The 12,369-nt window shown below is 56.8% G+C and carries 12 protein-coding genes; 8 read left to right on the forward strand and 4 right to left on the reverse strand.

Annotation, left to right across the window (positions count from 1 at the left end; all coding sequences use genetic code 11):
* Window positions 1–23 precede the first annotated feature (23 nt).
* Window positions 24–236: a hypothetical protein gene (locus ACFDSS_RS00205; RefSeq protein ID WP_375253727.1), complete on the reverse strand. Its 213-nt coding sequence runs from the start codon at window positions 234–236 to the stop codon at window positions 24–26.
* 139 nt (window positions 237–375) lie between these two features.
* Between ACFDSS_RS00205 and ACFDSS_RS00210 the strand changes: the two genes are divergently transcribed.
* A complete protein-coding gene (locus ACFDSS_RS00210; RefSeq protein WP_375253728.1) occupies window positions 376–2,319 on the forward strand; it encodes a BTAD domain-containing putative transcriptional regulator in 1,944 nt (647 codons plus the stop codon).
* 8 nt (window positions 2,320–2,327) lie between these two features.
* Here the strand turns inward: ACFDSS_RS00210 and ACFDSS_RS00215 are convergent, their stop codons facing one another.
* From ACFDSS_RS00215 to ACFDSS_RS00225, 3 genes are read right to left on the reverse strand one after another with little or no spacing between them, the layout of a single operon-like run.
* Complete coding sequence (locus tag ACFDSS_RS00215) at window positions 2,328–3,362, reverse strand: extracellular solute-binding protein (RefSeq protein WP_375253729.1); 1,035 nt, start codon at window positions 3,360–3,362, stop codon at window positions 2,328–2,330.
* On the reverse strand, window positions 3,332–4,699 hold the full coding sequence (locus tag ACFDSS_RS00220; RefSeq protein ID WP_375253730.1) for a sensor histidine kinase N-terminal domain-containing protein: 1,368 nt from the start codon (window positions 4,697–4,699) through the stop codon (window positions 3,332–3,334). Before ACFDSS_RS00220 ends, ACFDSS_RS00215 begins: the two co-directional genes overlap by 31 nt.
* Window positions 4,696–5,358, reverse strand: a complete 663-nt coding sequence (locus tag ACFDSS_RS00225) for a response regulator transcription factor (protein ID WP_375253731.1) — start codon at window positions 5,356–5,358, stop codon at window positions 4,696–4,698. The genes ACFDSS_RS00220 and ACFDSS_RS00225 overlap by 4 nt, the downstream gene beginning before the upstream one ends.
* Window positions 5,359–5,487: 129 nt before the next feature.
* Between ACFDSS_RS00225 and ACFDSS_RS00230 the strand changes: the two genes are divergently transcribed.
* The 7 genes from ACFDSS_RS00230 to ACFDSS_RS00260 all read left to right on the forward strand — a co-directional run bounded on the left by ACFDSS_RS00230 (window position 5,488) and on the right by ACFDSS_RS00260 (window position 12,322).
* Complete coding sequence (locus ACFDSS_RS00230; protein ID WP_375253732.1) at window positions 5,488–6,474, forward strand: tripartite tricarboxylate transporter substrate binding protein; 987 nt, start codon at window positions 5,488–5,490, stop codon at window positions 6,472–6,474.
* 76 nt (window positions 6,475–6,550) lie between these two features.
* Window positions 6,551–7,048 carry a tripartite tricarboxylate transporter TctB family protein gene (locus ACFDSS_RS00235; protein WP_375253733.1) on the forward strand — a complete coding sequence of 166 codons (498 nt, stop codon included), beginning with the start codon at window positions 6,551–6,553 and terminating at the stop codon, window positions 7,046–7,048.
* A gap of 3 nt (window positions 7,049–7,051) precedes the next feature.
* Complete coding sequence (locus ACFDSS_RS00240) at window positions 7,052–8,569, forward strand: tripartite tricarboxylate transporter permease (RefSeq protein ID WP_375253734.1); 1,518 nt, start codon at window positions 7,052–7,054, stop codon at window positions 8,567–8,569.
* On the forward strand, window positions 8,559–9,758 hold the full coding sequence (locus ACFDSS_RS00245; protein ID WP_375253735.1) for a CaiB/BaiF CoA transferase family protein: 1,200 nt from the start codon (window positions 8,559–8,561) through the stop codon (window positions 9,756–9,758). Before ACFDSS_RS00240 ends, ACFDSS_RS00245 begins: the two co-directional genes overlap by 11 nt.
* A complete protein-coding gene (locus ACFDSS_RS00250) occupies window positions 9,755–10,525 on the forward strand; it encodes a citryl-CoA lyase (protein ID WP_375253736.1) in 771 nt (256 codons plus the stop codon). The genes ACFDSS_RS00245 and ACFDSS_RS00250 overlap by 4 nt, the downstream gene beginning before the upstream one ends.
* Window positions 10,526–10,649: 124 nt before the next feature.
* Window positions 10,650–11,120 carry a Dps family protein gene (locus ACFDSS_RS00255; RefSeq protein WP_375253737.1) on the forward strand — a complete coding sequence of 157 codons (471 nt, stop codon included), beginning with the start codon at window positions 10,650–10,652 and terminating at the stop codon, window positions 11,118–11,120.
* Window positions 11,121–11,296: 176 nt separating this feature from the next.
* Window positions 11,297–12,322, forward strand: coding sequence for an extracellular solute-binding protein (locus tag ACFDSS_RS00260; RefSeq protein WP_375253738.1), 1,026 nt, complete (start codon window positions 11,297–11,299; stop codon window positions 12,320–12,322).
* Window positions 12,323–12,369: the final 47 nt, after the last annotated feature.

The raw sequence follows: 12,369 nt of genomic DNA on the forward strand, positions 1-12,369 counted from the left end.
GGGCGCCATGCACGTCACGCAATCTACCACCACCCGATGGGGGATTTTGCGGTCGTCAAACGCGCCCAAAACGCCCCGGCCTTGGCAAACACGGATGCTTTCCCCGACGTCTCATTGGTGTCCTTTGCGGCAAGGATTTGGGGCGGTGTGCGAAGCCTTTGCTTTGCGACCTGGCTTTCCAGATCACGTTGGTAATGACGCATGTATTGAAGATCGTTGTTATGAGGGGTCCACATTGTTTTTTTCCTTTCAAGTTTTCATTGTGCTTGGTCCTCATCGTGGCGATGCTGCGTTCAGGCGGTGTGAAATGGAGCGTTCCGAAGTCGTAAAATCGGAAGGCAGACATGAAAAAAGCGCCGGGATTGGTGTTAATAATTGAAAAACAACAAGAAGTTTATCGCGCGATTTTTGGGGCATCCCCAAATAATCGGCAAAGACGGCAAGGTCGTTCAGTTTTCAACGCAGAAAGCCGTGGCCCTTCTGGCGATGCTCGCGACCGCGCCGAACAATAGCTTGCGACGTGAACAAGCGGCGGCGATGTTGTGGAGCAGAAGCCCCGAACAACAGGCGCGCACAAATTTGCGGCAAGCATTGTTCGCTATTCGCACTGCTGCGAGTGGCGATGCGCTTGTCGTGTCTGATGCAGGGATACTGTCACTGGATCGCTCACTTATTGCATTGGATATTGATGAACTGGCAACAGGATCAGGCGACGCCCATGCAGTCCAATCAGGAATTTTTCTAGAGGGTATATCCGTCAATGAACCCCCCTTCGAGGAGTGGTTAATAACTGAGCGCGCCAGTCAATCACGCGCATTGCGGGATGCTTTGTTCGATCTTGGAACTGCGGCGCTAAAGCGTGGTGACACGCAAAAAGCCTTGCAGGCATCAGACCAGATATTGGCCCTTGATCCTTATGAAGAGACGGCGATGGCGCTTTGCCTGAAGGCCCATGCAGCAAAAGGTGAACGCAGTCGCGTACAAATCCGCTTTGAGGAATTTGAGCGGCTTTTGCAAACCGATTTAGGGATCGAGATGAGCCCGGATCTCGTGGCGCTCAAGTCGAAATTGCTGACAGTTGTGGACCCCAAATCAACAATTGCAAAGCCTGTCAGTGTGCCGACTGTGGTTGTCATGTCATTCAAGACGCTCAGCGACGCGCAAGAGCATCGGTATTTCGCTGAAGGTCTGGCCGAAGACGTCATCACGCAGTTGTCGAAGTTTTCGACGCTCGCGGTGGTCTCGTTGCCCGCGCAAGCCGGGTCCAAAGTCCCAAGTGACCATTTGACCGATGCTGCTGATATCGGCTCGGATTATGTCCTGACAGGCAGCATACGTTGGCTGGCAGATCGGCTGCGGTTGTCGGTGGAACTGGTCGAAGTCGCAACCGGCGCAGTGAAATGGGCGGACAGGCTGGACCGTCAGACTTTGGATCTTTTTGATTTGCAGGATGAGCTGTCCCGCTATCTCGTCGGTGCGATCCCGTATCGGATTGAAGATGAGATTGCTGACAAGGCCGCACGAAAACCAACAAACGAATTGCAGGCCTACGAAGTGATGATCCTTGGCAAGCGCATGCGGGATACGATCAGCCTTGAAGGAAATCTCGACGCGCGGGCCCTACTTGAGCGCGCGGTCGAGAAGGATCAGAGCCTTGCGCGCGCGCATATGTATCTTTCGGATACCTATGTCATTCAGAATTGGTTTGACGTGTTGGATGACCGCGACAGGCAAAAGACGCTCTATCATGCGCGCCGCGCAGTGGCCTTGGACCCGCGTGATGTACATATTCAGGACCATCTGGGTTTCGCACTGCATGTCATGGGGTATTGGGATGCGGCCGAGGCGCAGATCAAACACGCCTTGTCATTGGCGCAGAATGAAATCGAATCCATGTCGTGGTGTGGCTATGCATTGCTGATGCAGGGCAAGCATGACGAAGCGGCCGAAGTGATTGAAGCCGTCGCCACGCGAAGAACGAATTTGCCACCCACATTTGAATGGATCTTGGGCCAACTGCGGTCTTTCCAAGGGCGGGATGCTGATGTTGTGGGTTTGCTGAACGGGGCGTCATTGCTCAATTCAATCGGGCTTGCCTTCCGTGCTGGTGCGCAAGCGCGGCTGGGCATGGCACAGGATGCGGCATTCACGCTTGAAGAATTCATAGAGGCCCGCAGGCAAGATCAGCACAGAGCAGGTCTGCCGGTTAATGTGGAAACCGTCGAAAAAGCACTTGGTGGGCAGCGCGTCATGTGGCGGCGGCCCGAGGATTGGGAGCATATCGCGCAAGGACTGCGTTTGGCCGGTATGGCGGACTAATCGTTGACCTATTCTAACCCTTGCTCAAGCGCATTCCGCCAGCTTTCCAAAAACGCGCGCCTGTTCAGCGGGTCCAGATAAACCAGCAATGCCGGCCCTAACCGGATCGGGCCAAAGCTCAACTGCTCTTCGCGCGATGCAGCGAGCGGCGGCAAAACCCAATCGCCTTTATCCTCACGCATGCCTTCTTCAAGAAGCGCATCCACAAAGGCGCCCGCTTCGTCTTTGGCAGTCACCGTTGCCGGGATCAGCGCTGTGCGCAACATCACATTGTCGAAGTCCTCAAAGGCGAGGATTTGCATGCCACTGCCTTCGGAGCCTTCGACGCGCTGAGCGGCATAGCTGCCCAGCACATTGTACGCGATCGCGAGCCGCCCTGCTGAGACATCGTCGATCATTTGTGCAGAGCAGCAGTAAAGCTGCGGGCCAAGCCGCCCCATGACTTCTGACAGCCGCCAATAGGCATCGGATATCCGTGCCTCTTGGGTTGCGAAAAGGTACCCCAAGCCGCTGCTGCGCACATCATACGTGCCGGTTGCACCCTCAAAACGCGCAGGGTTCGCCCGCAGGATCGATATCAGTTCCTGTCGTGTGCGCGGGATCGGCAGGCCTTCGAAACGCGCGGTCGAGATCACGGCAACCGCCGGTTCCGACGTGAAGGCAAAAATCAGGCTTCGCCACTTCGCCCAGTTTGGAAGCGCCTCTGTCGCGTCAGAAGCGTAGCTTTCGGCAAATCCGTCGTTGGCCAGTTGGAATTGCAGGTCCATCGCGGACGATATGACGACATCAAACACCGCACCCCCTTGAATGGCGCGGTAGACCTCTGCACTGGAGGAAACCGTGTAATCAATGCCGATCTGCGGGTACTGGTCCTGAAACCTGAGCAAGAACGGCTCAAATACATCCAGATCGGCGGTCGAGAGCACCCGCAACATCACAGGCCCCGCGCCGGGGTAGCTGCGTTGTTCTTCGATTTCCAGCGCAGCAGCGATCGTGGCGAAGCACCAGAATGCTAAGCCAATGGCAAAATGAGCGACACGCATGTCCCGTTTCTTTCGTTGTTGTTGAGTTTCAGTTGGCCCCTGTGGGCGACAAGCACATCGCGTGCAATCGTCAGGCCCAACCCTGATCCGACCGTTCCTTCGGCATTGTCGCCTCTGTGAAAGCGTTGGGTATAGCGTTGGAAGGGGCCGTCGCCCAAGCCCGGCCCAGCGTCTGATACGATGATTTCTGCGTGCGTGCCGGTGTTGCGGACGGCGACTGTCACAATGGTTTCGGGGGGCGAGTATTTCACCGCGTTATCTAGCACGTTCCGCAAGGCGCTTTCCATCAATACATAGTCGCCGCGCACTTTTGCTTCAGCGGTATCTATTTGAATTTCAATGTCTTTCATGTCGGCGGTGGGTTCCAGCGCCGCAGTTGCCGACCGCGCGATTTGTGCAAGGTCCATGACTTTGTCCGACAGGCTTTCGGACCGATAGGCCACCGTTGCATGATCCAGAAGCTGCCCCGCAGAGCGTGAGCTTTCATCGACGGCGCGGATAATCTGGCGCATGCGTTGTTTTTCGTCTGTATTGTCGGTCTTGCGCAGCGCCACCTCTGCTTGGGCGCGCACAGTGGCCAATGGCGTGCGTATGCGGTGTGCGGCCTCCGCAATGAAATCTTCCGACTGCCGCAAGGAGCGCGCCAACCGCCCGATCAGACGGTTGAGCGATTGCATGAGCGGGGCCAGTTCTTCCGGCGGATTTTGTTGCAAGGGGCGCAGGTCGGACGGCCCTCGGCGGGCGACCGCTTCTGCGATGGCGTTGAGTTGCCGCAATGAGGTGCGCGCGACGATTGCCGACAAGGCAACCGCGACGACAAAGAAGGCAACGCTCAGCAATGCGGCTGTGCGTGACAGGTCATTCGCAATCTGGCTGACCCCGTTGCGGGTTTGGCCGACAGACACAGTCACGGGCACCCGGTCAACCCCGGCGAGGATCACGCGGGTGACAGAAACCAACCGCACTTCTTCGTCCTGAAAGGTCGAGGTGTTCAAAACGACTTGCCCAGGGGCAGGCGGCGGTATGGTGTCGTCAATTACCGCGTTTCCCGTCAGCGTCACGCCATTGGCAGACACATGATAGAACACCCTGTCTTCGCTGATTGCACCCAGCATGGAAAATGCGGCGAAAGGCAATTCAAGGCGTACCTCACCGTCTTCGCTGCGCAAGGCCTCTGCGATGATGCTGGCGGATGCAGACAGAATGTTGTCTTGCGTGCGCTCCGCCGCTTGGCGCGCGAAGCTGCTGACCATTGACCACGACAAAAGCGACAGCAGTGCAGCAACGACGGCCAGCAGCAGCGTAAGCCTGCGACTGATCGAACCCGTCGTCTTCATGTCGAATGCAGCCGATAGCCCAAGCCGCGCACCGTTTCGATTTTGGCGCCCGCGCGGTCAAGTTTTTTGCGCAATCGGCCCACGTAGACCTCAATTGCGTTCTCGGTAACTTCTGCATCATAGGAAAACATCCGGTCCACAAGCTGCGTCTTGGACAGGATCTGGCCTTTGTTGCGCACGAAGACCTCCAACAGGCGGAGTTCGCGGTTCCGCAATGGGATGATCTCGTCGCGCACTTGCAAGGTGCCGTTGGTCAGGTCAAAGACGCCTTGTCCAAGCGGCACTTCGTTTTTTGCGGCCCCACCACGGCGGCGCAGAACCGCCCGACATCGTGCTTCGAGTTCGGCAAAATCGAAAGGTTTGGTGATGTAATCATCAGCGCCCTGATCCAAGGCCCCAACGCGGTCACTGATCTGGCTGCGGGCTGTCAGCACGATCACGGGGGTTTCCGACACATCGCGCCGTCTGGCAAGAAAGTCGCGCCCGTCACCATCAGGCAGCATCACATCCAACAGAATCAGATCATAGTCCGCAGCGGCCAGACAATCGCTCGCTTCTGCCAGTGACGCGGCATGATCGACCGCATGGCCATCCAATTCGATACGGTTGACGACCGCTTCTGCGAGTTCCTGATTATCCTCAACTAAAAGATATCGCACGGTTTTCCCCCCAGCAGCGCCCATAGCATGACAACGTGTTCGCGCGTGTCAGGCCGGTGTCAGCTTATTATGTTTGGCTGTCGCAACATGGGCAGCGGGAGGCTGCCTTGTCAAATGGGAGGAAATCACATGAGCACCTATGGGTGGACACGTCGCATGGCTATTGCCGCGACAACAGCAACTTTGGCTTTTGGTGGCATGGCGCAAGCTGGCGGCCATCAGGTCATGGAAGAAATCAACTTCTTGATCCCCGGCGGTGCCGGCGGTGGTTGGGATGGTACAGCACGCGGTACGGGCGAGGCGCTGACCGGTGCCGGGATCGTCGGCACAGCCAGCTATGAAAACATGTCCGGTGGCGGCGGCGGCGTCGCGATTGCACACCTGATCGAAAACGCGGATTCACTGCAGAACACGATGATGGTCAACTCGACCCCTATCGTGATCCGTTCTCTGACTGGCGTGTTTCCACAAAGCTTCCGCGACCTGACATTGGTTGCAGGCACAATCGGCGACTATGCAGCGATTGTTGTGAACACAGATAGCCCGATCGGTTCCATGGATGATCTGCTTGCAGCTTACCGTGAGGACGGCATGAGCTTTGCTATTGGTGGCGGTTCTGTGCCGGGTGGTCTCGATCACCTTGTTGCAGCATCCGTGATGCAGGCGGCTGGCGAAGATCCAACAGCGTTCAACTACATCCCCTATGATGCAGGTGGTGCAGCGATGGCGGGCCTCTTGTCCGGCGAAATCGCAGCGCTTTCCACAGGCTTCTCTGAAGCTGTGACGCTTGCGCAGCAGGGTGAAGTCCGCATCCTTGGCGTGACATCACAAGAGCGCGTTGCCGCGTTTGAAGATGCCCCGACCATGATGGAGCAGGGCCTTGATACAACCTTCGTTAACTGGCGTGGGTTCTTTGCGGCCCCCGGTCTGTCTGATGACAAACTGGCCAGCATGCAGTCCGCGATCATGAAGATGTACGACACGCCCGAGTGGGAAGAAGTGCGCGCACGCAACGGCTGGGTGAACATCTACAACAACGGTGACGACTTCCGTGCTTTCCTTGAAGAGCAAGAGCAAGTCATCGGTGATCTGATGAAAACGCTGGGCTTCCTGTAAGTCTAACGACACGAGCCAGACCGCTCCGCCCAAGCGCGGGGCGGTCACACAACATATGTTTCGGGGAGGGAACACCATGGCGCTCGATCGTTGGATCGCGCTGATCTTTGTCACATTTTGCGGCATTTACGGATATGCAGCATTTTTCACGATGGATCAGCTTCTCCCCCCCTTCATGCAACGCAATCCCGTTTGGCCGTCGACCTTTCCGAAGGTGCTTGCCGTTCTGGGAATTATCGTTGGCTTGATCGTCCTGCTTGGTGTCGAAAAAGGCGCCGAGGAAAAGGATCCGGAAAGTGCGACCGGCATCAACTATCGCCGTTTGGGTGAGTATAAAATCGGTCAGGCGACGGCGCTGCTGGGTCTTATGGTACTTTACGCGCTGATGCTGCGTCCGGCTGGCTTTCTGATTTCGACGACTGTCTTTTTGTTTGCGGGCAGCGCGGTTTTGGGCGAACGCAAATTCCATATCATGCTGCTCGTGTCTGTCCTGGCCACGGGATTTGTCTGGTATCTGGTGCAAGAGGTGCTCGGCATCTTCCTGCGTCCTTTTCCGTTTTTCATGGGGATGTGAACGATGCTCGAAGGAATTATGATTGGCCTACAGGCCGCTTTTTCGATCCAGAACATTCTTATGGTTGTCGCGGGTTGCTTGATCGGGACATTTATCGGGATGTTGCCGGGTCTTGGTCCGATGTCCATCATCGCGATTATGATCCCTGTTGCGATTACGCTGGGTGATCCGGCGGCGGCGCTGATCCTGCTCGCGGGTGTTTACTATGGCGCGATCTTTGGGGGATCGACCTCATCAATCCTGCTGAACGCGCCCGGCGTGGCAGGCACGGTTGCCACCAGTTTTGACGGCTATCCGATGGCCCAAAAGGGACAGGCGGGTAAGGCGCTGACCATCGCTGCCGTGGCGAGTTTCGCTGGTGGTACAATCGGTGCCGTGCTGCTGATGATTTTCGCGCCCGCGCTGTCTAGCGTGGCTTTGCTTTTCCATTCAGCCGAGTATTTCGCGCTGATGGTCGTGGGCCTAAGTGCGATTGCTGCCTTTGCTGGCACGGGCCAAGTGGCCAAAGCGCTGATGATGACGATCCTCGGTTTGATCCTTGCCACCGTTGGCGAAGGCGCGCTTTTCAACATGCCGCGCTTTACGATGGGTATGATGGACCTGCAATCAGGCATTTCGTTTATCACGCTGGCGATGGCCATGTTCGCCCTGCCAGAAGCCTTGTTTCTGGTGCTGAACCCGATGCGTGGGTCAGGCCAAGGGGCAAGCAATAAAATCGAAGGTCTGCGCTTTTCACGCGAAGAAGGCAAAGCGATGATCCCCGTCATTGGCCGTCAATCGATCCAAGGTTTCTTCATCGGTGTTCTGCCGGGTGCAGGTGCGACGATTGCGTCGTTCCTTGGTTATGCGGTCGAACGCAACATTGCCAAAGGCGATGAGCAGGCGGAATTCGGCAAAGGGTCTGTCAAAGGGCTGGCAGCACCTGAAACGGCGAATAACGCGGCCTGTACCGGATCTTTTGTGCCATTGCTGACGCTGGGCATTCCCGGTTCCGGCACGACAGCGATCCTGTTGGGCGCGCTGATTGCCTTGAACGTCACCCCCGGCCCACGCCTGATGGTCGATACGCCAGAGATCTTCTGGGCCGTCATCATTTCGATGTTCATCGGCAACTTGGTTTTGCTGGTCCTGAACCTGCCGCTGATCCCGTATATCGCCAAGATCCTCGCGATCCCGCGCAACTACCTGATCCCGTTTATCCTGTTTTTCACGCTGATGGGTGCCTACATCGGGCAGAACAACGCGACAGAGCTTCTTATGCTGGTCGGGCTTGGCGTGATGGCGACGATCTTCCGGTTTGCGGATTATCCGCTGGCACCACTGCTGATTGGTTTCATCCTTGGCACCATGCTTGAGGATAACTTTGCGCGGTCAATGCAGCTCTATCGCGGTCTGGATTTCATTCTTGAGCGGCCGATGACATTGGGCCTGCTGACCCTTGCGGCTGTGCTTGTTCTGCTTCCCAGCTATCGCAACCGTCGTGCGCGCAAACGCGCCGAGGGCGTGGCGGATGGCGACTAATCACCCGCTTTCGGGGATCACGGTCCTTGATCTGACAAACGTGTTGGCAGGCCCTTTTGCCTGCCATCAACTTGCCCATCTGGGTGCTGAAGTCATCAAAGTCGAAGCTGTTGGGCGTGGTGATCTGGCGCGTGGGCTTGGGGCCTCTCCTGATTTGTCCGCAAAGGGCATGGGCATCAGCTTTCTGGCGCAGAACGCTGGCAAGAAATCCATGACGTTGAACCTGAAATCGGCAGAGGGCAAAGCCGTTCTGAAGCGGCTGATCCAAAGCGCTGACGTGCTGGTTGAAAACTTTCGCCCCGGTGTGATGGACCGCCTCGGGCTTGGGCCAGAGACGCTCAGAGCGGAAAACCCCAAGCTGATTTACTGCGCGATTTCCGGATTCGGTCAGAGCGGGCCTTGGGCGGATCGCCCGGCCTATGACCAGATTATCCAGGGCGCGGCAGGCGTCATGGCGGTGACAGGCACTGATGCGGGCGGACCGACGCGCGTCGGTTATCCCTTGGCCGATACAGTTGGCGGATTGACGGCAGCAATGGCGATTACGGCGGCTCTGAATGCGCCGGAACGCGGTTGTGTGATTGATGTCTCAATGCTGGATGCGGTGCTGGCGACGATGGGATGGGTGGTGTCCAATCACCTGATCGGCGGCGTTGCCCCCGTGCGCAACGGCAATGAAAACCCCACATCTGCCCCTTCGGGCGCATTTCAATGTGCCGATGGTCTGCTCAATATCGCGGCCAACAAAGATGAACAATGGAACGCATTGGCCAAGCATCTGGGGCGGGAAGACCTGCTGGAGGCGGCAATCTACGCCACCCGCGAAGACCGCAAGGCCAACAGGCTGCGGTTGAAGGCCGAGCTTGAGACCGTTCTGACGACACGCAACGCGCAAGATTGGGAAACGGAATTGAACCAGATCGGCGTTCCGGCAGGGGCGGTTCTGGCGCTTGAGGATGTGTTGGGACACCCGCAAGTCACAGACCGCGATTTCCTATCGCATTTCGCGGATGTGCCGGGCGCGGAAATGCCGATTGATGTGGCCCGGATCGGCGCCATGGTGGATGGCAAGCGTCCGGCTGTTACGACACCTCCGCCGGTCCTTGGTCAGCACACCGATCAAGTGCTTGAGGGGCTGGGTTACAGCACGACGGAAATCGCGGATTTCCGACAGGAGGGCGTCATATGACCAGCGATGTTTCAGACTGGTGGCGCACCTCCATCATCGATATGGAGCCGGGTCGCATCGACATCAGAGGTCGCCCCATTCAGGATCTGATCGGCACGACCGGTTTTGCGCAAATGATCTGGCTGATGGTCATGGGGCAAGACCTGTCCGGCCTGCGCGCGTCACTTTTTGAGGCAGCACTTGTGGCCGCTGTCGATCATGGGCCGCAGGCGCCGTCTATTGCGGCCGCTCGGATGGCCGCGACTTGTGGTATCGGCCTGCAATCGGCGATGGCGACGGGGCTGAATATGCTGGGCGACGTGCATGGCGGTGCGGGCGAACAGGCCGTCGCGCTTTATCAGCATGTTGCTGGTTTTGAAGGTGAAATTGGGCCCGCGCTTGATGCTTGGCGTGATGCGCATGGTCCCTATTTGCCCGGTTTCGGGCACCGCTTTCACAAACCCATAGACCCGCGTGCCCCTCGGCTTCTCGCGCTTGTGGATGAGGCGGCAGAGGCGGGTGCGGTGTCCGGGCGGTTTGCGCAGATTGGGCGCGACATTGAGAACGGACTGGCCGCAGAGCGCGGCAAACCCGTGCCGATGAATATCGACGGCGCGACGGCTGTCATCTACGCCGAACTCGATTGTCCGCCTGCGTTGGCAAGGGGCTTCTTTGGTCTCTCGCGCAGCGTGGGTTTGTTGGCCCATGCGTGGGAGCAAACCGAACAAGGTGAGCGCATAAAAGGACCGACACCGCCACAGTATCGCTGGACCTACGATCCGGATTGATAGCGCCGGTTGCCGCTAACTTAGAATAATTCTAAAAAGGACTTGTCTGCTTCAATTCCTTGCTTATGTCATGTTACGTAGCCTAACGGCATGATGAAAATGAAGCACGAAGTGGAGACAGAAAATGACACAGCCAGCAATCGCATTCAGCAATAGCGCACGCACCCAAATCGCTGACGCATTGAACCAGTCGGTGGCCGAAACTGCGGTGACAACGATGCTTGCGCAGAATTTTCATTGGAACGTCAAAGGCATGTCCTTTGCGCCGCTGCATGACCTTTTTCAGAGAATCTACGAAGATCACTTTGTTGCGCAGGATGATTTGGCCGAACGGATCCGGTCGATTGATATGCATGCCGATGCGACGCTTGCAGGAATGCTGAAGCGGTCAAAGGTTAGTGAACATGACGGGCATGCCACCGACAAAGAAATGATTAAGATGATGCTGAGCGCGCAAGAGACTCTCGCCACTACCTTGGGTGCCAGCGGTGCGCTGGCCGCTGAACATGGCGATACGCTAACAGAAGACCTTTGCATCGCGCGCGGTCAGGTCCATGAGAAATTCGCGTGGTTCCTTCGGGCGCATCTGGCCTAAACGCAGAATAACCATGATGAAAGCGGACTGCATTGCGGTCCGCTTTTTTGTTGGCTGCAGTGGCCTCCGTAGGTTGTGAATGTTTTTTCCGAGTATTTTACTCGGATATCTGGACAAGGCACGAATCCATGGTAAAACATACCCGAGTAAAACACTCAACTATGAAGGATTCGATGATGAAATTCACAATGACGGCGCTCCTTGTGTGCGCGACGACGGCGACCGCTTTTGCATCTTCTGCCTTTGCGCAAGAAGAGTTGAACCTCTATTCCTCACGGCATTATGACACCGATGAACGGCTCTATTCCGACTTCACCGAATTAACCGGCATCACCATCAACCGTATTGAGGCAAACGCAGATGAGCTGATCGCCCGGATGCAGGCCGAAGGCGTGAACTCTCCCGCGGATATCCTGATGACAGTCGATACCTCCCGCCTTGAGCGCGCCAAGAATGCCGGCGTTCTGCAAGCGATCGACAGTGATTTGCTTGAAGTCCGCATACCCCAGAGCCTGCAGGATGCCGACAACATGTGGTTTGGTTTCAGCCAGCGTGCGCGGATTATCTTTTACGATAAAACCGACGTTACCAATCCGCCTTTGACATATCTTGACCTTGCCGACCCGGCATATGAAGGCATGGTCTGCCACCGCTCTTCCACCAACGTCTATTCCCAGACCTTGCTGTCTGCCGTGATCGAAAACTACGGTACCGAAGTGGCCACCGACTGGGCGCAGGGTTTGGTCAACAACTTCGCACGCGATCCGCAGGGCGGTGATACCGATCAGCTTCGCGCTTTGGTATCGGGCGAATGTGATGTCGCAATCGCGAACACCTACTATTTCTCACGCGCGCTGCGCAAAGATGTCGATGGTCTGGACGCAGAAGCCTTGGCAAACATTGGCTGGATATTCCCCTCTCAGAATGCAGAAGGTGCGCATATGAATCTCTCTGGTGGCGGCGTGGCGGCCAATGCACCGAACCGAGAAAACGCGATATTGTTCCTTGAGTACCTCGCCTCCGATCAGGCGCAGCAGTACTTCAGTGCCGGAAACGACGAATACCCTGCCGTTGCGGGTGTTGGGCTATCGCCGTCTGTTGCGGCTTTGGGTCTCTTTCGGGCCGATACGGTCGATCTTTCCGAAGTCGCCAAGAACGTACCGGAGGCACAGGTGATCTTCAATCAGGTTGGCTGGGAGTAAAGCCGCAAATACCTTCCTGCAAACACCAAAGGGCGCTTCGCAAGTGG

The sequence above is a fragment of the Yoonia sp. genome (assembly GCF_042093035.1).
GTDB lineage: Bacteria > Pseudomonadota > Alphaproteobacteria > Rhodobacterales > Rhodobacteraceae > Yoonia.

Coding starts and splice junctions, on each gene's coding strand:
- ACFDSS_RS00205 (WP_375253727.1), bottom strand. CDS start 236: ATGTGGACCCCTCATAACAACGATCTTCAATACATGCGTCATTACCAA.
- ACFDSS_RS00215 (WP_375253729.1), bottom strand. CDS start 3,362: ATGCGTGTCGCTCATTTTGCCATTGGCTTAGCATTCTGGTGCTTCGCC.
- ACFDSS_RS00220 (WP_375253730.1), bottom strand. CDS start 4,699: ATGAAGACGACGGGTTCGATCAGTCGCAGGCTTACGCTGCTGCTGGCC.
- ACFDSS_RS00230 (WP_375253732.1), top strand. CDS start 5,488: ATGAGCACCTATGGGTGGACACGTCGCATGGCTATTGCCGCGACAACA.
- ACFDSS_RS00235 (WP_375253733.1), top strand. CDS start 6,551: ATGGCGCTCGATCGTTGGATCGCGCTGATCTTTGTCACATTTTGCGGC.
- ACFDSS_RS00240 (WP_375253734.1), top strand. CDS start 7,052: ATGCTCGAAGGAATTATGATTGGCCTACAGGCCGCTTTTTCGATCCAG.
- ACFDSS_RS00245 (WP_375253735.1), top strand. CDS start 8,559: ATGGCGACTAATCACCCGCTTTCGGGGATCACGGTCCTTGATCTGACA.
- ACFDSS_RS00250 (WP_375253736.1), top strand. CDS start 9,755: ATGACCAGCGATGTTTCAGACTGGTGGCGCACCTCCATCATCGATATG.
- ACFDSS_RS00255 (WP_375253737.1), top strand. CDS start 10,650: ATGACACAGCCAGCAATCGCATTCAGCAATAGCGCACGCACCCAAATC.
- ACFDSS_RS00260 (WP_375253738.1), top strand. CDS start 11,297: ATGAAATTCACAATGACGGCGCTCCTTGTGTGCGCGACGACGGCGACC.